Source organism: Oscillibacter valericigenes, assembly GCF_016902445.1.
GTDB lineage: Bacteria > Bacillota > Clostridia > Oscillospirales > Oscillospiraceae > Oscillibacter > Oscillibacter avistercoris.
Window position 1 is genome coordinate 35,595 of the sequence record NZ_JACSNX010000005.1, and the last position, 20,466, is coordinate 56,060.

General features: G+C 62.3%; 18 protein-coding genes. 8 read left to right on the forward strand and 10 right to left on the reverse strand.

All coding sequences use genetic code 11. The features are described 5' to 3' along the window. The first annotated feature begins 192 nt into the window (after positions 1–192). The 5 genes from H9X91_RS05565 to H9X91_RS05585 all read left to right on the forward strand — a co-directional run bounded on the left by H9X91_RS05565 (position 193) and on the right by H9X91_RS05585 (position 6,014). A complete protein-coding gene (locus H9X91_RS05565) occupies positions 193–2,037 on the forward strand; it encodes an ABC transporter permease (RefSeq protein ID WP_204803388.1) in 1,845 nt (614 codons plus the stop codon). A 32-nt stretch (positions 2,038–2,069) separates the two neighbouring features. Continuing rightward, positions 2,070–3,191 (forward strand): ABC transporter ATP-binding protein, encoded by a 1,122-nt coding sequence (locus tag H9X91_RS05570; RefSeq protein ID WP_204803390.1) that lies wholly within the window; start codon positions 2,070–2,072, stop codon positions 3,189–3,191. 107 nt (positions 3,192–3,298) lie between these two features. Then, positions 3,299–4,507: an ABC transporter substrate-binding protein gene (locus H9X91_RS05575; protein ID WP_204803392.1), complete on the forward strand. Its 1,209-nt coding sequence runs from the start codon at positions 3,299–3,301 to the stop codon at positions 4,505–4,507. 101 nt (positions 4,508–4,608) lie between these two features. Continuing rightward, a complete protein-coding gene (locus H9X91_RS05580; RefSeq protein ID WP_204803394.1) occupies positions 4,609–5,196 on the forward strand; it encodes a hypothetical protein in 588 nt (195 codons plus the stop codon). Between the two features lie 47 nt (positions 5,197–5,243). Next, on the forward strand, positions 5,244–6,014 hold the full coding sequence (locus H9X91_RS05585; RefSeq protein WP_204803395.1) for an HAD family hydrolase: 771 nt from the start codon (positions 5,244–5,246) through the stop codon (positions 6,012–6,014). A gap of 110 nt (positions 6,015–6,124) precedes the next feature. On the opposite strand, the gene H9X91_RS05590 is transcribed toward H9X91_RS05585, so the two are convergent. After that, positions 6,125–6,871, reverse strand: a complete 747-nt coding sequence (locus H9X91_RS05590; protein WP_204803396.1) for a glycerophosphodiester phosphodiesterase — start codon at positions 6,869–6,871, stop codon at positions 6,125–6,127. A gap of 157 nt (positions 6,872–7,028) precedes the next feature. On the opposite strand from H9X91_RS05590, the gene H9X91_RS05595 reads away from it, so the two are divergent. From H9X91_RS05595 to H9X91_RS05605, 3 genes are all read left to right on the forward strand, one after another. Further along, entirely contained in the window at positions 7,029–8,738 is a 1,710-nt protein-coding gene (locus H9X91_RS05595) for an ABC transporter ATP-binding protein (protein WP_204803397.1), read from the forward strand. Continuing rightward, on the forward strand, positions 8,735–10,474 hold the full coding sequence (locus H9X91_RS05600) for an ABC transporter ATP-binding protein (RefSeq protein ID WP_204803398.1): 1,740 nt from the start codon (positions 8,735–8,737) through the stop codon (positions 10,472–10,474). Before H9X91_RS05595 ends, H9X91_RS05600 begins: the two co-directional genes overlap by 4 nt. Positions 10,475–10,677: 203 nt before the next feature. After that, positions 10,678–11,691 carry a LacI family DNA-binding transcriptional regulator gene (locus H9X91_RS05605; protein ID WP_204803399.1) on the forward strand — a complete coding sequence of 338 codons (1,014 nt, stop codon included), beginning with the start codon at positions 10,678–10,680 and terminating at the stop codon, positions 11,689–11,691. Positions 11,692–11,762: 71 nt separating this feature from the next. On the opposite strand, the gene H9X91_RS05610 is transcribed toward H9X91_RS05605, so the two are convergent. The 9 genes from H9X91_RS05610 to H9X91_RS05650 all read right to left on the reverse strand — a co-directional run bounded on the left by H9X91_RS05610 (position 11,763) and on the right by H9X91_RS05650 (position 20,450). Further along, positions 11,763–12,359, reverse strand: coding sequence for a DUF47 domain-containing protein (locus H9X91_RS05610; RefSeq protein ID WP_204803400.1), 597 nt, complete (start codon positions 12,357–12,359; stop codon positions 11,763–11,765). Positions 12,360–12,382: 23 nt separating this feature from the next. Next, entirely contained in the window at positions 12,383–13,381 is a 999-nt protein-coding gene (locus H9X91_RS05615) for an inorganic phosphate transporter (RefSeq protein ID WP_204803401.1), read from the reverse strand. 321 nt (positions 13,382–13,702) lie between these two features. Continuing rightward, positions 13,703–14,857, reverse strand: coding sequence for a MalY/PatB family protein (locus H9X91_RS05620; RefSeq protein WP_204803402.1), 1,155 nt, complete (start codon positions 14,855–14,857; stop codon positions 13,703–13,705). A gap of 12 nt (positions 14,858–14,869) precedes the next feature. Next, positions 14,870–15,592, reverse strand: coding sequence for a gamma-glutamyl-gamma-aminobutyrate hydrolase family protein (locus H9X91_RS05625; RefSeq protein ID WP_204803403.1), 723 nt, complete (start codon positions 15,590–15,592; stop codon positions 14,870–14,872). A gap of 7 nt (positions 15,593–15,599) precedes the next feature. Further along, positions 15,600–16,493: an L-2-amino-thiazoline-4-carboxylic acid hydrolase gene (locus H9X91_RS05630; protein ID WP_204803404.1), complete on the reverse strand. Its 894-nt coding sequence runs from the start codon at positions 16,491–16,493 to the stop codon at positions 15,600–15,602. A gap of 18 nt (positions 16,494–16,511) precedes the next feature. Further along, the gene (locus H9X91_RS05635; RefSeq protein ID WP_204803406.1) at positions 16,512–17,396 is read right to left on the reverse strand and encodes an L-2-amino-thiazoline-4-carboxylic acid hydrolase; all 885 of its coding nucleotides are present in this window, start codon (positions 17,394–17,396) and stop codon (positions 16,512–16,514) included. A 20-nt stretch (positions 17,397–17,416) separates the two neighbouring features. Next, positions 17,417–18,370, reverse strand: coding sequence for an ABC transporter ATP-binding protein (locus H9X91_RS05640; protein WP_204803408.1), 954 nt, complete (start codon positions 18,368–18,370; stop codon positions 17,417–17,419). Further along, entirely contained in the window at positions 18,363–19,529 is a 1,167-nt protein-coding gene (locus H9X91_RS05645) for an ABC transporter ATP-binding protein (protein ID WP_476739238.1), read from the reverse strand. The genes H9X91_RS05640 and H9X91_RS05645 overlap by 8 nt, the downstream gene beginning before the upstream one ends. A gap of 18 nt (positions 19,530–19,547) precedes the next feature. Beyond that, positions 19,548–20,450: an ABC transporter permease gene (locus tag H9X91_RS05650; RefSeq protein ID WP_204803412.1), complete on the reverse strand. Its 903-nt coding sequence runs from the start codon at positions 20,448–20,450 to the stop codon at positions 19,548–19,550. Positions 20,451–20,466: the final 16 nt, after the last annotated feature.

Consider the following 20,466-nt stretch of genomic DNA (forward strand, 5'->3'; position numbering starts at 1 on the left):
TGTAAAGAATGCGCAAGTTCTCTAATCTTTTTTCACAGAAAAATATACAAATATTTGTTCATTCTTCTAAATTAAAAGAGCATTATTGACAAAAACATTTTTGAGGGGTATCTTTAGTAATAAGAGGAAACGAAAACGCTTGCGAAACATTTGTAAACAGCAAACAGTTAGGAGAGAGGGTGCAAGAGGAAGATGAAACCACAAGAGCAAACGTATTCAAAAAGCCGGCGGCTGAAGAATCAGATCAAGGCCGTGGTGACCAATCCCTACAACATCATCGTATTGGTCGCCATCGTCCTGTTGGTCTATCTGATCGTTCTGCCGCTGCTGGACATGATCACAACTACCTTCGAGCTGGCCCAGCGGGATCTGCGGGCCGTGGGCGGTACCATGGATGACGTGGGAACGTTTACGCTGTATTACTGGCAGCGGCTCCTGGCCAGCGAATTGTCCTGGACCATGCTGATCAAGCCGCTGATCAACTCCCTGACCATCGGCGTATGTGTCTCCGTGTGTGCCATCCTGCTGGGATCCATCCTGGCATGGCTGATGGTCCGCTCGGATCTGCCCTTCAAGAAGTTTTTCTCCCTGGCAGTGATCATCCCCTACATGATCCCTTCCTGGTGCAAATCTCAGGCTTGGCTGTCCATGTTCAAGACTTCCCGCCTCGGCGGCGCACCGGGCTTCATGGCATCCCTGGGGCTGGACGTGCCGGAGTGGCTGGCCTACGGCCCCATCGCCATCATCATCGTGCTGACGCTCCACTATTACGCCTATACATATCTGCTGGTGTCGTCGGCACTGGACTCCATCAACTCCGAGCTGGAGGAGATGGGTGAGATCCAGGGCGCCGGCAAGGCCATGATCCTCCGCCGGATCACGCTGCCTCTGGTGCTGCCGGCCATCCTCTCCGCGGTGATCCTGACCTTCTCCAAGGCCATCGGTACCTTCGGCACCATCAACTACCTGGGCTCTCCGGTGCAGTACTACACCCTGTCCAGCCAGCTGTACATGAACAGCAAGTCCCAGAACACCCAGACGGCGTTTGCCATGGCGATCCTGATGATCATCATCGCCTCCATCGCCGTGTTCATCAACCAGAAGCTCATCGGCTCCCGCAAGTCCTACGCCACCATCGGCGGCAAGGGCGGACGCTCCACCCTGATCGGTTTGGGGAAAGTCGGCAAGCCGGTGATCACCGTGGTGCTGCTGGCGTTCTTCGCCGTTGGCATCATCATGCCCATCGTCATCCTGATCCTGGAGAGCTGCATGCTGAAAGAGGGCATCTACTCCCTGGAGAACTTCACCCTCCACTACTGGATCGGCGACCCGGACCCGAAGATCATGGAGGGCATGCCCGGCATCTTTCAGAATGAAGATTTTATCAACTCCCTGCTGAATTCCCTGCGGCTGACGCTGGTGAACGGCGTGTTCGGCACCATCTTCGGCCAGCTGCTGGGCTACATCACGGCCAAGGGCCGCGGCAAGCTCCATGGCAAGCTGGTGGAGCAGCTGGTGTTCATTCCCTATCTGATCCCGTCCGTGGCCTTCGGCGGCATCTATCTGTCCATGTTCTCCAAGCCCCAGACCCTGTTCGGCGTGACTCTTGTCCCCGCCCTGTACGGGACCTTCGCCCTGCTGACGCTGGTGTCTGTGGTGAAGCACCTGCCCTTCGCGGCCCGCGCCGGCACCTCCAACATGCTGCAGATCAGCGGCGAGCTGGAGGAGGCGGCCACCATCGAGGGCGCCGGCTTCTTCCGCCGGTTCGTCAAGATCGTGTTCCCCCTGTCCAAGGGCGGCTTCATTTCCGGCTTCATGCTGATCTTTGTTTCCATCATGAAGGAGCTGGATCTGATCATCCTGATCATGACCCCCACCACCTCCACGCTGCCGTATCTGGCCTTTACCTATCAAAACGGCAACTCGCCCCAGGCATCCAACTGTGTGGCGATCGTGATGTTCGCCATCGTGTTCCTGGTGTACGCGATCGCGAATCTCTCCGGCAAGGCAGACCTGGCAAAGAGCATGGCAGGCTGACGCGGACAGAGAACTGAGAGGAGACGACGAAGATGAGCAAGATCGAATTAAAGCATATCGATAAATTCTACGGCAAGAACCACGTGCTGAAAGACCTGAACCTGACCATCGAGGACGGCGACTTCATGACGCTGCTGGGCCCCTCCGGCTGCGGCAAGACCACCACGCTGCGTGTGGTGTCCGGCCTGGAAAAGCCCCAGAACGGCTTCATTTACATGGACGGCAAGGAGATCGTCAACGCCGCCGAGGCGTACTACGCGCCCCCGTCCCAGCGGAATTTGAACCTGGTGTTCCAGTCCTACGCCCTGTGGCCCCACATGACGGTGTTTGAGAACGTGTCCTTCGGCCTGAAGATCAAGAAGATCCCCTCCGCGGAGATCGAGAAGATGGTGGCCAGCGCCCTGGACCGGATGCAGATCGGCCAGTACGCCAAGCGGTACCCCACGGAGCTCTCCGGCGGCCAGCAGCAGCGGGTGGCCATCGCCCGTGCCATCGTGTCGGAGCCCCGGCTGCTGCTTCTGGATGAGCCCCTGTCCAACCTGGACGCCAAGCTCCGGGTGGATATGCGGTCCGAGCTGAAGCGCCTGCACCACGACACCGGCAGCACCATCATCTATGTGACCCACGACCAGGTGGAGGCCCTGACCATGTCCACCAAGATCGCCCTGTTCCGGGAGGGCGAGCTGGTCCAGGTGGATAAGCCCCTGGCGCTGTATGACAACCCCTGCAACCTGTATACGGCGGACTTTATCGGCAACCCCAGCATCAACTTCATCCAGGCGGCCGGCACCATCGACGCCGGAGGTCTTGTGGCGGAGGGCATCATGGGCAGGCTGATCTTCCCCAAGGAGGACATGACGGACAACGCCCCCACCTCCGGCAAGTACGATCTGATCCTGGGCATCCGGCCGGAACAGATCTCCATCTCCCGGGAGCGGACGTCTCCGGAGCAGGTGGAGGCCCACGTCTACGCCGGCATGCCCGCCGGCTCCGAGACGCTGGTGGCCGTGCGGGTCGGCGAAAAGCTCATCACAGTAAAGGAACTGGGCTCCACCCACTACGGCGGCGACGAAGTCGTGTATCTCTCCTTTGATCCCCGGAAGATCAACGTCTTTGATGCCAAGTCCGAGAACCTGATCAAATACTGCCGCTGAGACAGCCATCTCTTTCCTGCATCTGCAAATCCCATTCCCTGGTATCCTGACGGCCTGTGCCGTTGTGATAAGAACCCGCGGAAGAATGATTAAGGAGGAAAAGAATCATGTTGAAGCACAAGAAGCTATTGAGCCTTCTGCTGGCCGCTACGATGCTGTTCACCGTCACCGGCTGCGGCGGCGGGACGGACGACGGCGGTGCCGCTGGCGACACCGGCGAGAGCGGTCTGACAGAGTGGGAAGAGACCGCCAACATCTATGCCACAGACGAGACGGATGAGGAACTGTATGAGCAGGCCATCGCGGAGGGCGGCGAGGTCACGCTGTACTCCATCTCCTCCCGCTGCGGCAAGGTGGCCGAGGCCTTCACGGCCAAGTATCCTGAGATTGAGTGCACCGCCTTCGATATCTCCACCAACGAGCTGCTGGAAAAGGTCACCCGTGAGCACGAGGCCGGCCAGTACGTGGCGGATGTGGTCCACATCAAGGATCAGGACGGCTCCCTGTACAACGAATACGTGCAGAACAAGATCTTCTATCTGTATCAGCCCGCCGACATCTTCTCTCACATCGACCCCAGCTACACGGAGACCGCCACTCCCCTGTACATTGAGCTGACCCAGCTGTTCTACAACGCCGAGGCCTATCCCGACGGCTCTCCCATCACCAACATCTGGCAGCTGACCGAACCCCAGTGGAAGGGCAAGATCCTGATGCAGAATCCGCTGGATAACCTGTCCTGGGGCTCCTGGATCACCGGCTTCTGCGTGGGCGATGTGCCCGATCAGCTGGCTGCCGCCTATGAGGAGCTGTACGGCGAAGCCCTGGTCCTCTCCGACGGCTGCGAGAACGCCGGCTATGAGTTCCTGAAGCGCCTGCACGACAATGAGCCCATCTATACCTCCTCCTCTGACGAGATCGCCGAGGCCGTGGGCACGCCCGGTCAGTCCGATCCTCCCGTGGGCTTCTCTGCCTCCTCCAAGCTGCGCAAGAACGAGGACAACGGCTGGGTCCTGGCCCCCGTGAATCTGTATCCCACCACCGGCATCCCCGCCATCAACACCCTGTACGTGGTGGAGGGCTGTGAGCATCCCGCCGCCGCCAAGCTGCTGATCCGCTTCATGATGGGCGGCATCGACGGCGACACCAGCGGCTATGAGCCCTTCAACACCCTGGGCGGCTGGCCCGTCCGGGACGACATCGAGCCCGCCGAGGGATCCACTCCCTACTCCGAGCTGAACGTGTCTCCCTTCGATCCCGACGAGATCTACGTGACCTACAACACGGTCCGTGACTTCTGGCAGATGCTCGGCTGATCACCGCGACTGTCCTCCCTGATGCGTTTCCAGGGCCGGCGGACGGATATCCGTCCGCCGGCCTCCCATCTCAATCGGCTTTATCATACAAGGAGCTGCCCATGAGTCTGTTTGTCGATAAGAACCACCGGCGGAAGAGCCCCATCGCCATTGCCGGATTTTTCACCACCGTGCTGTTTCTCTGCGTCTACGGCGTGCTGTACGTCCTGCTGGCAGAGCCGCTGTACCGGCATGTGGCGCTGTCCAGCCCCGCCGCCACCAACGTGGCGCACGCGCTGATCATCTCCCTTGCGGGGACCGCCCTCTGCGGGCTGCTGTTCCTGCTGAAAGATAAGCGCGTGGCCCTGTTCGGCTTCGTGGGGCTGGCGGTGGTCCTGGTCATGTTCTACGTGGCCACATTTCTGATGGAGGACAGCCGGCGTGATATGATGCTGCCGCTGATCACACTGTACGGCCTCGCCCCGGCCCTGGTGGGCAATGCCGCTGCATGGCCTTTGTACCTCAAGCTGAGAAAGACCCATCCCCTGCCGCAGCCAAAGACGCTACGCGAGGAGATCCGGGAGGCGGCCGGGACTTCCGGCAGCCCTGCTGTTCATGCTGCGCCGCCGTCTGCCGCGGCCGCGTCCCGGCGTTCCCCGGAAGAAGACGCCATGCTGCTTTACGGGGACGACGGGGACAGCGCCGTCTGACACCATCTGCAAACGAAAACAAACGTACGGAAAGGGAGCGAATCCTGATGCTGACAACAGTCCTATTCGATATGGGCGGGACCCTGGAGGATATCTGGTACAACAAAGAGACCCAGCAGGAGGCCGCCCGGAAGCTCCTGGAGATCCTGCGGGACCACGGCCTGGATCCCGGCTGCCCGCAGGAGGTCTTCTGGGAGAAGCTCTTCAGCGGAGTGAAGGCCTACAAGCAGTGGAGCGAGGGCAACATGCTGGAGAAAAAGCCGGAGGAGATCTGGCCGGACTGGTATCTGCGGGACTTCGCCTTTGACCGGGAGCAGCTGCTGCCCATCACGGAAGAACTGGCCAACACCTATGAGGTGACCTTTTACCACCGGGAGCTGCGCCCCGATGCCCGGGAGATGCTGCAGGCCCTGAAGAACCGCGGCTACCGCCTGGGCGTCATCTCCAACAACGCCTCCCTGTACAATGTGTTCAACATGCTGGAGACGTACGGCATCCGTTCCTTCATGGAGGATGTGACCGTATCCAGCGTCACCGGCTACCGCAAGCCCCATCCGGAGATCTTCCGGATCTCCCTGCGGCAGATGCAGGCCCGGCCGGAGGAATGCGTCTATGTGGGCGACACCGTCTCCCGGGACATCATCGGCCCCAAGCAGGTGGGCTTTGCCAAGGCAGTCCAGATCCGCTCCTTCCTCTCTGAGCAGAAGGACGTGGGACTGTCCCGGGACGTGTTCCAGCCGGACACGGTGGTCCGGGACCTGCGGGACCTGGTCACCTGGCTGGATGAGATCAACCCCCGGCTGGCTCCGCATCCATAAACGTACACCGCACGATCCGGCCGCCTCCGCTGCGGGCGGTCCGCCTGGCAAAGGCTCCCCGGCTCACTGGAGCCGGGGAGCCTCGTGCTGTTCTTTGAAAACGGCTCTGCTCAGCAGCAGAGGCCCTCTGCCACGCGGCAGAGCCGGTCCGGCCGGTTGGTGATGATCCCGTCCGCACCGCGGGCGATCATATCCCGCATATCCGCCTCTTCATTGACCGTCCAGGTGTGGATCTCCATTCCCCGCTCATGAAACAGATCCGTCAGCTCCGGCAGGTTCTGGAGGAGCCGGTACCGGGGATGGATGCAGTCCGCATTGGAGCCGTCCAGATAGCGGTCCATGTGCAGCAGCGGCTTGTCGTACAGGAGTCCTGTCCGGATCTCCGGGCAGAGCGTCTTGAACCTCTGCATGGAGAGATGGTTGAAGGACGAGACGAACACCTGCTCCTGCATCTGGCGGCTGGTCACCGCATCGATCACCCGCTGCTCCAGCCCCTCGTAGAAAAAGAAGTCGTTTTTCAGCTCCAGGTTCAGCAGCCTGTCCGTCTCCCGGCAGAAGTCCAGCAGCTGATCCAGCGTCCAGATGTGCTGTCCTGCAAACGCCGGAGACTTCCAGACGCCGATGTCCAGCTCCAGCAGCTCCTGATAGGTATGATCCCGAACGAAGCCGGTGCCATTGGTGGTGCGGTCCACAGTGTCGTCGTGGATGATCACCGGAACGCCGTCCCGGGTCATGTGGACGTCGCTTTCAAAGCCGTCTGCCTCTGTCCGGTCCACGGTCATCTGAAAGGCCAGCGGGCTGTTCTCCGGGTACTGTTCGCTGAAACCGCGATGGGCCAAGATCAACGGTCTTTTCATCTGTCCGTTCGCTTCCTTTCCGGCGGTCTTCCGCCGCAGCCGCGCGCCCTGCAGGGCCGCGTTCGATTTATCTGTAGTATAGGAGCTTTTGTGTGAACCTGCAAGAGGACGGGACATTTTCTCCGGTCCAGACTCTCTCCGAAAAGAAGGCGATGGCATGAAAACAGTTCTGGGATACCTCCGCCCTTATGCCGGGCGGGCCGCCTGCGGCGTGCTCATCAAGTTTTCCGCCGCCGTTCTGGAGCTGATCCTCCCCCTGCTGCTGGCCAACGTCATCGACGTTCTGGTCCCGGCCCGGGATCTGCCTGCCATCTGGCGGACCGGCGGACTGATGCTGGTGCTGGCCTTCGGCGCGGCGGCCGGCAACATCCTGGCCAACCGCATGGCGGCACGGGTATCCATGGAGATGACCCGGGATCTGCGGCGGGACTTGTACCATCAGATCCAGCACCTGCCCTGCGCCCGGGCGGACCGCTACTCCGCCTCCTCCCTGGTCTCCCGGCTGACCAACGACACCTATAACATCCATCAGATGTTCGACAAGATCCAGCGTGGCGGCGTACGCGCCCCCATGCTGGTGCTGGGCGGTCTGACCCTGACCTTTCTGCTGGAGCCCGTCCTGGCGCTGGTGCAGTTCTGCGTCAGCCTGCTGACCTTCCTGACCATCTTCCTGGTGACCCGCCGGGGCGTCCCCTTTTACGGAGAGGCCCAAAGCGCCGTGGACACCGTGGTCCGCATCCTGCGGGAAAATGCCGCCGGTGTCCGCGTCATCAAAGCTCTGGCCAGCCAGAGGCGGGAACAGGACCGGTTTGAGCAGGCCAACCGGCGGGACAGGGCCGCTGAAGAGCGGGCCGGCCGTGTGATGGCACTGACCAATCCCATCACCGATCTCCTGCTGAACCTGGGGCTGACCCTGGTGGTGCTGGTGGGGGCCGTCCAGGTGAATGCCGGTGCCATGCCCGCCGGACAGATCGTGGCGTTTTTGACCTATTTTGCCCTGATCCAGAGCGCCACACTGGGCATCGCCAAGGTCTTTGTCCGGATCAGCAAGGGCGTGGCCTCCGCCCGCCGGATCCGCCAGGTCCTGGAAGAACCTCCGACCCAGTCCCTCTCCGGCGCAGATGCGCGCCGGCCGGAACTCCTGGGGATGGAGGGGGCCACCTTCTCCTACCACGGGGTAGAGCCGGACCTGGCGGATGTGAGCTTCACCCTGCAGAAAGGGCAGACGCTGGGCATTCTGGGTCCCACCGGCAGCGGCAAGACCACACTGGTCTCCCTGCTCCTGCGGCTCTACGACGCAGACAGCGGCGTCGTCTGGGTAGGCGGGCAGGACGTCCGGTGCCAGACGCCCCGGGCCGTGCAGGACCGGTTCGGCGTCGCCTTTCAGAGCCAGAGCCTTATCGCCGGGACCATTTATGAGAACATCGCCTTTCTGCGGGATCTCCCCCGGCAGGATGTAGAGGCCGCCGTGGACACCGCCCAGGCCCGGGAGTTCGTCTCCCGCCTCCCCCAGGGGCTGGACACCCCTCTGGAGCTGCGGGGCGCCAACCTCTCCGGCGGCCAGCGGCAGCGGCTGCTGATCGCCCGGGCGCTGGCCGGCCGGCCGGAGATCTTGGTGTTGGACAACGCCGACAGCGCCCTGGACTATCAGACAGCCGCCCGGCTGTGGGCGGCGCTGCGCCGGGACTTCCCCAGGACCACCCTGGTGATCATCTCGGAGCGCGTGGCCTCCGTGCGGGATGCGGACTGCATTCTGGTGCTGGAGCACGGCCGGATCATGGCCAGCGGACGCCATCAGGACCTGCTGGTGTCCGCTCCCCGCTACCGGAAAATGGCAGAGCTGCAGATGGGAGGCGAGGCGGTATGAAGCAGAGCAGACGACACACCCTGCTGCGGCTGTGGCGCTTCCTGCGCCCCCACGGCCTGTCCCTGCTGCTGACGGCGCTTCTGCTGGTGCTGGCCAATCTGCTGACGCTGGCACTGCCTCTGTTCTCCGGCTGGGCGGTGGACGCCATCGGGCTGAAGGCCGGTCATGTGGACTTTTCCGGCGTGCTGCGCAGCTGCGGCGGCATGGCCGCCTGCTGTCTGCTGGCGGCCGCCCTGAACTATCTGGTCTCATCCCGGCTGATCCAGATCGGCCAGGCGGTGTCCTACGATCTGCGGAAGGCCGCCTTCCAGCGGATGACTGAGCTGCCGGTCCAGTATTTCGACACCCACCCCTCCGGAGACCTGATCAGCCGCATCTGCTATGATGTGGACACGGTGAACACCTCCCTCTCCACAGATCTTCTGCAGATCTGCACCAGCGTTCTGACAGTGGCGGGCTCCTTTGTCATGCTGCTGTGGCTGTCCCCCACGCTGTCCGTCGTGTTCTTCGTCACCGTCCCCCTCTCCATCCTGCTGACTTCCGTGCAGATGAAACGGATGCATCCGCTGTTCCGCCGGCGGTCCCGGGAGCTGGGCGCTCTGAACGGTTTTGCGGAAGAGCGCATCGGCCGTCAGCGGGCCATCCGCACCTACGGCGTGGAGGCAGCGGACCAGCGCCAGTTTGAAGCCCGAAACGACCAGGCATCCCAGGCGTATTACGAGGCGGACTGCGCCAGCGCCGCACTGGGCCCCTCCGTCAACTTCATCAACAACCTCTCCCTGGCAGCCATCAGCGTCTTCGGCGCCATGCTGTATCTGGGCGGCAGCCTCTCCTTCGGGACTCTGTCCTCCTTTGTGCTGTACTCCCGGAAATTCTCCGGCCCCATTCGGGAGGCGGCCGACCTGCTGGGTGATCTGCAGGCCTCTGTGGCCGCTGCCGAGCGGATCCTGGACCTGCTGGACGAGCCGCCGGAACCAGCCGACGGGCCGGAGGCCCGGGAGCCTGCTCATCTGCGGGGAGACCTGTCCTTCCGGCACATCTCTTTCCAGTATATCCCCGGGCAGCCGGTACTGCGGGACTTCTGCACAGAGATCCCCGCCGGCAAAATGGTCGCCGTGGTGGGTCCCACCGGGTCCGGAAAGACCACGCTGGTGTCGCTGCTCCTGCGGTTCTACACGCCCCAGGAAGGCAGCATCCTGCTGGACGGCCTGCCCCTGTCCGCCTACACCCGGGACGGCCTGCGGCGCCGGATGGCCATGGTGCTGCAGGATACGTGGCTGTTCGGCGGGACTGTGGCGGAGAACATCGCCTACGGAACGCCGGGCGCCACCCGGGAGCAGATCGCCGAGGCCGCCAAAGCCGCCTGCATCCACCGGTTCATCTGCTCCCTTCCGGAGGGCTATGACACAGTCCTCACCGACGAGGGGGCCGGGATCTCCAAGGGGCAGCGGCAGCTGCTGGCCATTGCCCGGTGCTTCCTGTCCCAGGCGGATCTGGTGATCCTGGACGAGGCCACCTCCGACGTGGACACAGAGACGGAGGAGCAGATCCGGGCAGCGCTGGAGCGGCTGCGGCAGGGCCGCACCTGCTTTGTCATCGCCCACCGGCTGGCCACGGTCCGAAACGCCGATCAGATTCTGGTCATGTCCGATGGCCGGGTGGCGGAGGCCGGGACGCATCAGGAGCTCCTGGCCGCCGGCGGGCTGTATGCCAGGCTCTATCAAGCCCAGTTCTGAGTCTCCTTCCGCCGGCGGGCGGCTGTAAATGGCGGCTTGTGGTGCACATTTTGTAAAATCCATATGAAATATATTGACAGAAAGAATAAAAATAGATATTCTCTTATATAAGAATTCAAATCTTACAGCTATAATCTTCTTTTATTTGGAATCGGAAACGCTTGCGTTTTCACCGGGTATTCCACCAGAGAGGAAAGGCGCATATGAAACGGGTCACTTTAAAGGATGTCGCCAAAACCGCGGGAGTCTCCTACGCCACGGTTTCCAGAGCGCTGTCCGGAAGCAATCAGATCGGGCAGGCCACCCGCGAGCGGATCGTCCGCCTGTGTGAGGAGATGGGCTATACCGGCAACTACGTGGCCAGGTCCATGGTCAAAAAGAAAACGGATCTGATCGGCCTTGTGGTGCCGGCCATCGAAAACGAATTCATGTCTCAGCTGGCCTATTATGCAGAGATGAGTGCCCGCTCCCACGGATACAACATCATGCTCTGTGATTCCGGGCCGGATCTGCGGCAGGAGATCAATGTGGTCAAACTGCTGCTGGGCCGCCAGGTGGACGGCATCCTGATCGTCCCTCAGAACTCCATCACCTACGAGCATATCGCGGCCTATATCGAGGATGTCCCCACTGTGTTTCTCAGTGAAAACCTGCGGGATCAGCCCCAGAGCTATGTGGCCATCGACAACAGCCGGGGGACTTTTCTGGGGACGGAGTACCTCTACCGCCTGGGGCACCGGGAGATCCTCTATTTCGGCTGCCGGGATTCCACCACCCACCGCCTGCGGGCGGAGGGCTACCAGCGTGCCTGTCAGAAGTTCGGTCTCCGGGAGCGGATCCTCCACAGTGAGTTTCCCCGCTCTTCCATCGAAAACGGATATCAGATGGCAAAGGCCCTGTTCGAGAAGCCCATCGACTACACGGCGATCTTCGCCTCTACGGACTCCAATGCGCTGGGCATCATGAAGGCCGCTGACGAGCACGGCATCCGCATCCCCGATCAGCTGTCCCTCATCGGGTTCGACAACATCCCCTCCACAGCTCTTCCCCGGATCGAGCTCACCACCATTGAGCAGCCGAAGAAGGCCATGGCCATCCAGGCGGTGGAGATGCTGCTGGACAAGATCGAGCATGAGACCCAGGGCTATGTCCATCAGATCCTGATGCCCAGCCTTGTGGAGCGTTCCACTTGCCGCTCCATCCAGGAGGACGGCTGACAATGCGTTCCCTTCCGGACAAGAAAAAGCACCGCTTTCCAGCGGTGCTTTTTTGCGGCCTGTTCATCTCCTCAGAACTTCACGATGATGTCCAGCAGGATATCGGCGCTGGCGTCCCCCTTGTCCGAGGCGTGGTTCATATGGCTGTAAATCTCCCGGTACTTCAGGATGCGCTTGAGATCGTCGGAGGCGAAAAGCTCTGCGATGGACCGGTGGAACTGAACATTCAGCGTATTCTCCAGCTTCTTGACCCGGGTGGCCTCCTCATAGACCCGGGCCTGGTTCTTCTCCAGATTCTCCATGCAGATCAGCAGGCCGTCCGCCATCTGCAGCAGCGTTCCCGCCATCTGCGTCAGGTGTTCGTCCGGCTGGATCTCATAGATGCGCAGGTCTTTGACTGTGGTCCAGGCATAATCGGCCAGGTCATCTACGGAGGAAGACAGCCGGAACAGGTCCTCCCGGTCGATGGGAGTGATGAAGGTGCGGTTGATGTCCTCCACCAGTTCCCGCCGGACGGCGTCCGCCTCCTTCTCTTTGGTCTTGACATAGTCTCCCCGCTCCTGGGTGGGCTCCCGGCAGTATTGGCAGAGTGCGTCCACCGCCTCCTGGATCACTGTCATCTGCCGGATCAGCAGACTGTAAAAGTTGAGACTTTCCCTCTTGTGCATATCGAGATCCTCCTTTGTCCAAATCAGAACACCTGCGAAAGCAGAACGAACAGCAGTGCCCCCAGTGTGCCCGCCACCGGGATGGTGATGAACCAGGAGAGCAGGATCCGCCTGGCTACGATCCAGTGCACCGCCTTGTACCGCTCCGCCGCTCCCACGCCCATGATGGAAGAGGATACGATCTGGCTGGCGGAGACCGGCGCCCCCAGCAGCGACGCTCCCAAAATCACAGATCCTGCCGTCAGCTGGGAAGCGAAGGAGTGGATGGGCTGGACCTTGTAGATCCCGGTCCCCACCGTCTTGATGATCTTGAATCCGCCGAAGGCAATGCCACAGGCCAGGCACACAGCCGCGCAGGAGATCGCCCACAGCGGGATCTCCCGGGTCTGCCCGCCATAGATGCCCAGCAGGATCAGAAGGATGCCGATGGATTTCTGGGAGTCATTGAACGAGTGATTGAACGCCAGGAAGGTCATATTGACCCACTGGGCGTATGTAAAGAATTTGTTGACGCCCACACCGGCGCAGCGCGTCAGCCGCAGCAGCAGCTTCAGGATGCAGAAGCCCAGGCAGAAACTCACCGCCGGCGTCAGGAAGATCATCAGGACCACTCTCCCCCAGAAATAGTGCCAGGCGATGGCGCCGGTGCCAAAGGCCGCCAGCCCGGCACCCACCACGCCGCCGATGAGGGAGTGGGAGGACGAGGCCGGGATCCCGAATTTCCAGGTGATGAGATTCCACAGGATCGCCGCCAGAATGCCGCCGGTGATAAAGGCCAGTGCCGTCTCCTCCGCTCCGTCCCCGGTGTAATATGTCTCCCCCACCAGATTCTGGATGGTATCAGACACGCTGGCCCCCAGCACCAGGATCAGGAAGGGCGACAGCAGCTCCACCACCGCAGCCCAGGCCAGGGCCATCTTGGGCTTCATGGCGCGGCTGGCGATGAGCGTAGCCACCACATTGCATCCGTCGTGAAAGCCGTTTACATAGGTGAATACAAAAACCAGACCGGCCAGTATCACAAATGAGCCCTCCAGCTCCATGGTGATATTCCCCTCCCATAACGCAAACGTTTTCTGCAAATCGAGAAAAATTCATCCAGAGTTCAAAATAAATTATGGCCCTTTCCGCTCCGAATGTCAATATCATAAAAATTCATCAGCTAATTATTGTATATATTTCATAAATTTGTTTTTACATATCCGTCTGTTTTTCCAGCCACAAATATCAAACGTTTGCATTTTTGTGTGCCGCTCCTCCATAAAAAGCCGCTGCCCCGCAGAAGCGGGACAGCGGCAGGACCGCCTGTGAAATTTTGCGGCACAGCTGCCTCCCCGCAGCTGTCACAGATGTTCGGCCAGCGCGTCAGCCGCCTGTCGGATGTTCTCCGGCCGGGTGGCCAGATTGACGCGGATGTGGGTGGCCGCATTGCCGCCGAACCAGGAGCCGTAATCCACGGCCAGGCCGCACTTCCCTTCCACCACGTCCACCATCTGGTCCGGCCGCACATAGGCCCCCAGATCCAGCCACGCCAGATACGTCCCCTCCAGCGGAGAGAGGCGCAGATCCGGCTTCCGGGGCAGCAGCTCCGTCCGAAGGATCTCGTAGTTCCCCCGCACCGTCCGCAGCACCTGGTCCAGCCAGGGGCGGCCGCCGGTGTAGGCCGCCTCGGCGGCGGTGACGCCGAAGCTGTTGCCGCTGTCGGTATGCAGCTTTCCGGTATAGGCATCCCAGGACTTGCGGAGCTCCGGGTCCGGGATAATGATGACGGAGGTCTTCAGCCCCGCCAGATTGAACGTCTTGCTGGGGGCGGTCAGCGTCACCAGCATGTCGTCATGATCCCCCACCGTGGCAGTGGGGATATGGCTGGGCTCACCATACGTGAAGTCATGGTGGATCTCGTCGGCGATCACCCGGACGCCGTACTGCCGGCACAGGGACAGCATGCGCTCCAGCTCCTCCCGGCGCCACACCCGGCCCACCGGGTTGTGCGGAGAGCAGAGCAGAAACACCTTCACCCGCTCTTCCGCCAGCTTCCGCTCGAAATCCGCAAAATCTATGGTGTAGACCCCGTCTGAGTTCACCAGCTCACTGCAGATCAGCCGGCAGCCGTTGTCTGTGGCGGCGGACAGGAACGGATAGTACACCGGCGTCTGGACCAGCACCCCGTCTCCGGGCTGCGTGAACAGCTGGACGAACCAGTTGAAGGCCGCCACCACGCCGGGGGAATACCGCAGCCAGTCCCGCTGGACCGCATAGCCGTGGTACGTCTTCTCCCAGCGGATGAACGCCTCGTAATAGGAATCCGGCGCCGTGTCATAGCCAAAGACGCCGAAGTCCACCTTCCGGCGCAAAGCCTCCCGCACGCAGGCGGGAGCGGCGAAGTCCATATCCGCCACCCAGAGGCCCAGCAGTCCCTCCCGGGTGAAGCGGCCGGTCAGGTGGTTCCACTTGTTGCTGTTGGTGCCCCGCCGGTCCCGATAGATCAGTTCTTCCATGATGTGCTCCTTTCAGCGCCCCGCATACTGCTCCGCCCGCTCCACCAGATGGCGGAACAGGGGCCGGAAGCGGGGATGGCTCTCCACCAGATCCTCCGGGTGCCACTGGACGGCATAGAGATTCCGCTCCGGGTCCTCCACGCCCTCAATGACGCCGTCCGCCGCTCTGGCAGTGACGGTGAAGCCGGGGGCCGGCGTGCGGACAGCCTGGTGGTGATAGCTGTTGACAGACAGGGGCTCCCCGCCCAGCAGCTTCTCCAGCAGAGAGTCGGGCTCCAGGGTCACCCGGTGGGTCAGCTGGCCCCGGATGGCCATGTCCTGGGCATGGCCCAGGACGCCGGGATACTGGGCCGGCAGGTCCTGGTACAGCGTCCCGCCGAAGCACACGTTCAGCAGCTGGATGCCCCGGCAGATGCCGAAAACCGGCATCCCCCGGTCCACTGCCCCGCGGATCAGCGCCAGCTCCATCCGGTCTTTTTCCTCATTCATGAAGGTGACCTGGCGCAGGGGATCCTCCCCGTACAGGGCGGGGGTCACGTCCTCTCCGCCGGGCACCAGCAGGCCGTGGAGCAGCGGCAGATACTCTGCCGCCAGTCCGTCGTCCCCGTCGGAAGGGATCAGCAGCGGCGTCCCGCCGGCGGCAATGACCGCCCGGACATAGGAGGTGTTGATGAGATGGCGGCCATGGAGCAGCTTGGGATTCGGGGCCGTGATCATTCCGATGACGGGTCTCACAGGCATCTCACCCCTTTGCCAGCTCTGTCCGGACCACCGGCACGAAGCAGCGCTCAAACAGCTCCACGGCGCCGTGGGCCCGATAGCCCTCCCACAGATCCGTCTTGGAGGGATCCAGAGTCAGGGGGTAGGTGTCATAGACCACCTGCTCGTCAAAGGGCCGATCATACGCCTTGGCGGTGTTTCTGGCACGCTGGGCCCCGTCCAGGGCCATCTTCTCCAGCCCCCGGGCAATGGCGGCCGTGCCCTCCTCCCCAAAAGACTCCTGCACAGCCTCCAGCAGATAGTAGTACAGCTTGATGCTCAAAGTCTCGAAGCCCCGCTTGCCGTTGGCCTTGGGCACCTCCACCTTCGGCTCCACATAGCCCGGGTCGTATTCGGCAAAGCAGAGGGGCTTCAGCTCCTCCGGCAGATTTTCTGCCCGCAGCACCACATTGAAGGCGCAGTACTCGTCCTTCTCCTGGGTCAGCGTCTTGGCCAGGTTGGTGTGGCCGTAGTCAAAGGCGTAGTGGTTGTAGCAGGCGGGATGGAACTCTTCGCAGTACATGCGGCCGATCGCCCGCTCCCCATAGGCCTTCCAGATGTCCGCCATGGGGCACACCAGGGTGTGGGACACCCGCTCCTCCGGATTCAGCTCCTGGAGCTCCCGGTGGAACCGGGGGTCCGGCGGCAGGTCGCCGCCCACGGAGAAGAGGCTCTTCATATTGATCTTCACGCCCAGGGCCTGGTGCTTTTCCCGGGAGCACTGGCCCCGGTCCCGGCCGTAGCGGCGGGTGCCCTCCCGGAAGGCCCGCTCGCCCTCCACGCCGAAGGCGTCCAGCACCTCTCTGCCCAGGAAGGAGTAGAGGAGGGTGTAATTGTCAGACAGGTCCATGACACACTGCTCTTCATAAGAATACATGACAGTCTTCCTCCTTCCTCAAGCCAGCTCGGCGGCAATGGGCTCCAGCACCAGCCGCCGCATCAGATCCCGTGCCTCGTCCTCATAGCCGTTCCATGCCGGATCCGCTCCGTCCAGGGGCAGGGGGAAATTCTTCTCCACAAACCCGGCGTCCAGCGGGCAAAGGGTGTGGTCCGCCTGGACCCGCATGGCCGCAAGGGCCTCTGCCGTCCACCGCTTCAGCCCCTCCGCCACGGCGCAGACGCCCTCGCGGCCGCAGATCTCCCGGGCCGTTTCCAGGATATTGGCGTAAATGGAGATGGTCATGTCCCGGATCCCCTCGCCGAAGGAGACATCCGCCGGCGGATCCTTGGGGGCCTCATAGCCGGGATCGCAGTGGGCGAAGGCCTCTTTGGCCCGTTCCCGGCTCATGTTGGCCTCCCGGAAGAACAGGGAGAACCGGCAGAAGTTGTCCCGGGGGCAGGTGAGCTCCTTGGACAGATTCAGCTGCCCCACATTCTCCGTATAGGCCAGCAGCCGGGCGTACTGGTATTCCTCACAGTAAAAGCTGCCCAGCTTCCCGCCGTCCCGGCGGTTCCAGTAGTCCGCCAGCGGGCAGGTGTAGATCTCCCAGATCTGGCGGTCTTCCTCATCAAAGATCTCCTGGCCCCGGACCCGGGGATCCTCCACAAAGTCCCGGCCGCAGTGGTACAGGGTGTGGAGGTTGGTCTTGACACCGGCCTGGCGCAGGTGCTCCCGCTGCTGCAGACCGCTGGCCCGGCCGGCCCGGCGGCAGGCCTCCCGCAGGATCCGCTCCCCCACCCGGCGGCCGCACAGGTCCGTGACGCTCCTGGCGATGCACAGATACATGGCCGAGAAGGCGTCCTGCTGGTTCTGAAGTTTGATGTCCTCATAGGTGTACATGTGTACGATGCCTCTTTTCGTTATCTTTCACACAGGAAACAGGACACGAAGTGCCCCGGCTCCACTTCCAGCAGCTGGGGCTCCGCCTCCCGGCAGTGGTCCGTCGCAAAGCGGCAGCGGTTGGAAAATCGGCATTCCGCCGGCGGATCGATGGGCGAGGTCAGCTCCCCGGTCATCAGCACCCGCTCCCTCCGGTCGTGGAGGCTGGGCACCGGGATGGCGGAGAGCAGCGCCTGGGTGTAGGGATGGACCGGATTGGCAAACAGCTTCTCTGCCGGGGCCTTCTCGATCACCTGCCCCAGGTACATCACCATGATCTCATCCGAGATGTGATACACCACGCTCAGGTCGTGGGTGATGAACATGTACGTCAGGTGGAACTCCTTCTGCAGGTCCTGCATCAGGTTCAGGATCTGCGCCTGGATGGAGACGTCCAGGGCGCTGACCGGCTCGTCGCACACGATGAACCTGGGATTCAGCGCCAGGGCCCGGGCGATGCCGATCCGCTGGCGGCGGCCGCCGTCCAGCTCGTGGGGATAGGTGTTGTACAGCCGGCGGGCCAGGCCCACGGTGTCCATCAGCTCCGCCACCCGCTTCTGGCGGCTGGTCCGGTCCGGGCAGATCTTGTAGAGGGCCAGGGGCTCCTCAATGGCCTGGCTGATGGTCATCCGGGGGTTCAGGGAGGAAAAGGGGTCCTGGAAGATCATCTGCATCTGGCGGCGCTGTTCCCACAGTCCCTGGCGATTCAGCTTGCTGACGTCCTTCCCGTCAAAAAACACACTGCCGGAGGTGGGCTCCTGCAGGCGGATGATGGTCCGGCCCAGGGTGGACTTGCCGCAGCCGGACTCGCCCACCACGCCCAGGGTCTTGCCGGCCTCCAGGGTGAAGCTGACATCGTCCACAGCGTGGACCATGCCCCGGGCGCTCTTAAAATACTTCTTCAGATGCTCAACGCGGAGCAGCGGTTCACTCATGATCCAGGACGCCTCCCTTCTGGATGTTTTCCGGGGTGTACAGGTGGCAGGCCACCGTGTGCTCCTCCGTCCGGTGGAGCACCTCCGGCCGCTCATGGAAGCAGCGGTCGGTGGCATAGCGGCAGCGGTCGGCAAAGGCACAGCCCTCCGGCAGCCGGCTGGGATCCGGCATCAGGCCGGGGATGGGCTGCAGCCGGGCCTTCCGGTCCTTCATGTTGGGCAGGGAGTTGAACAGACCCTTCGTATAGGGGTGCAGGGTATGGTCAAACACATCCTCCAGTGTCCCGTGTTCCACCACCCGGCCGGCGTAGATCACGGACACGCAGTCGCACACCTCTGCCACGATGCCCAGGTCATGGGTGATCATCAGCATGGAAGTGCCGTTCTGCTCCCGCAGCTTCTTCATCATGTCCAGCACCTGGGCCTGGATGGTCACATCCAGGGCGGTGGTGGGCTCGTCGGCGATCAGCAGGTCCGGGTTGCAGGCCAGCGCCATGGCGATGACCACCCGCTGCTTCATGCCGCCGGAGAACTGGTGGGGATATTCCTTTCCCCGCTCGCCGGGGATGCCCACCAGCTCCAGCATCTGCCGGGCCTTGTCCAGCGCCTCGCTGCGGGAGAGCTTCTCATGCTTCTCGATGACCTCGGAGATCTGGCGCTCCACCTTCAGCACGGGATTCAGGGACGTCATGGGGTCCTGGAAGATCATGGACACCGTCTTGCCCCGCATGGCCTGCAGTTCCTTTTCGGTCATGGCCTCTGCGATCTGGGGCTTCTGGTCCTTCCGGCGTATGGCCTTGGCGGGCTTCTCCGGCTCCTTCTCCGCCGGCGTCTCCTTCTGCAGCTTCACGGTGCCGGCATTCTCCGCCGGAACAGGCGCCTCCTCAGGCGTCTCTGCCTCCGGCTCGGCGATCCGCAGCACGCAGCTGCCGTTGACGGAGATACTGCCGTGGGTCACCACGCCGGGCGGGGACTGGATCAGATTCAGGATGGCAAGCCCGGTGGTGGTCTTGCCCGCGCCGGTCTCACCCACCAGCCCCAGGGTCTCACCCTTCCGGATCTTCAGGTCCAGGCCGTTGACGGCGTAGACCGTCCGGTCCCGGGTACGGAACTCCACAGACAGGTCCTCGATCTCCAGCGCGTAAGGGGTCTCATTCAGATTCATTGCGGCACCTCCTTATTTCAGCCGGGGATCCAGCGCGTCCCGCAGGCCGTCGCCCAGCAGATTCAGCGCCAGGATGGTCAGCATGATGCACACGCCGGGGATGGTGGCCAGGTATCCGCTGTCCCGGATGAAGTCCCGGCCGCTGGAGAGCAGCGCGCCCCACTCCGGCTGGGGCTCCTTCACGCCCAGGCCCAGGAAACTCAGGGCGGCGGTGTTGGAGATGGTGGCGGCGATGCGCAGGGTGGTCTGGACGATGATGGGCCCCATGCAGTTGGGCAGGATGTAGCGGAAGATGGTCCGCCCGGTCTTGACGCCGATGGCCCGGGCCGCCTCCACATACTCCATGTCCCGGACGCTGAGCACGGCGCTGCGGACGATCCGGGCAAAGGTCGGCACGCAGGAGATGGCCAGGGCGATTACAAGATTGACCATGCTGGCGCCCAGGGCGGCCACGATGACGATGGCCATCAGCATCATGGGCACCGCCAGGAATACGTCGCACAGGCGCATGATCACATTGTCGACGGCGCCGCCGAAGAAACCCGCGATGGCGCCCAGGATGCCGCCCACCACCAGGCCGAAGGCCACGGCGATGAAGCCGATGGACAGGGATACCCGGCTGCCGTGGACCACACGGGCCAGCAGGTCCCGGCCAAACTGGTCCGTGCCGAACCAGTGCTCGGCAGAGGGCCACTGGAGCCGCTCGGCGATATTCAGGTCCACGCAGGTGGTCTGGTAGTCAAACAGCAAATCCGCGAAAACGGCCAGCAGGATCAGAAAGACCAGGAAGATCATGCCCGCCACAGCGGCCTTGTTCTGGCACAGGCGGAGGAACGTCTCCCGGAATTGGCTGTTTTTCTGGACAGAGAGGAAGTCCAGTTCTTCAGATGTGGCAGGTCTTGCACTGCTGTTCATAGTTGGCTCCCTCCTT

Excerpts from the sequence above, each read along its gene's own strand:
- H9X91_RS05565 (WP_204803388.1), top strand. The coding sequence starts at position 193 with ATGAAACCACAAGAGCAAACGTATTCAAAAAGCCGGCGGCTGAAGAAT.
- H9X91_RS05570 (WP_204803390.1), top strand. The coding sequence starts at position 2,070 with ATGAGCAAGATCGAATTAAAGCATATCGATAAATTCTACGGCAAGAAC.
- H9X91_RS05575 (WP_204803392.1), top strand. The coding sequence starts at position 3,299 with ATGTTGAAGCACAAGAAGCTATTGAGCCTTCTGCTGGCCGCTACGATG.
- H9X91_RS05580 (WP_204803394.1), top strand. The coding sequence starts at position 4,609 with ATGAGTCTGTTTGTCGATAAGAACCACCGGCGGAAGAGCCCCATCGCC.
- H9X91_RS05585 (WP_204803395.1), top strand. The coding sequence starts at position 5,244 with ATGCTGACAACAGTCCTATTCGATATGGGCGGGACCCTGGAGGATATC.
- H9X91_RS05590 (WP_204803396.1), bottom strand. The coding sequence starts at position 6,871 with ATGAAAAGACCGTTGATCTTGGCCCATCGCGGTTTCAGCGAACAGTAC.
- H9X91_RS05595 (WP_204803397.1), top strand. The coding sequence starts at position 7,029 with ATGAAAACAGTTCTGGGATACCTCCGCCCTTATGCCGGGCGGGCCGCC.
- H9X91_RS05600 (WP_204803398.1), top strand. The coding sequence starts at position 8,735 with ATGAAGCAGAGCAGACGACACACCCTGCTGCGGCTGTGGCGCTTCCTG.
- H9X91_RS05605 (WP_204803399.1), top strand. The coding sequence starts at position 10,678 with ATGAAACGGGTCACTTTAAAGGATGTCGCCAAAACCGCGGGAGTCTCC.
- H9X91_RS05610 (WP_204803400.1), bottom strand. The coding sequence starts at position 12,359 with ATGCACAAGAGGGAAAGTCTCAACTTTTACAGTCTGCTGATCCGGCAG.
- H9X91_RS05620 (WP_204803402.1), bottom strand. The coding sequence starts at position 14,857 with ATGGAAGAACTGATCTATCGGGACCGGCGGGGCACCAACAGCAACAAG.
- H9X91_RS05630 (WP_204803404.1), bottom strand. The coding sequence starts at position 16,493 with ATGTATTCTTATGAAGAGCAGTGTGTCATGGACCTGTCTGACAATTAC.
- H9X91_RS05635 (WP_204803406.1), bottom strand. The coding sequence starts at position 17,396 with ATGTACACCTATGAGGACATCAAACTTCAGAACCAGCAGGACGCCTTC.
- H9X91_RS05640 (WP_204803408.1), bottom strand. The coding sequence starts at position 18,370 with ATGAGTGAACCGCTGCTCCGCGTTGAGCATCTGAAGAAGTATTTTAAG.
- H9X91_RS05650 (WP_204803412.1), bottom strand. The coding sequence starts at position 20,450 with ATGAACAGCAGTGCAAGACCTGCCACATCTGAAGAACTGGACTTCCTC.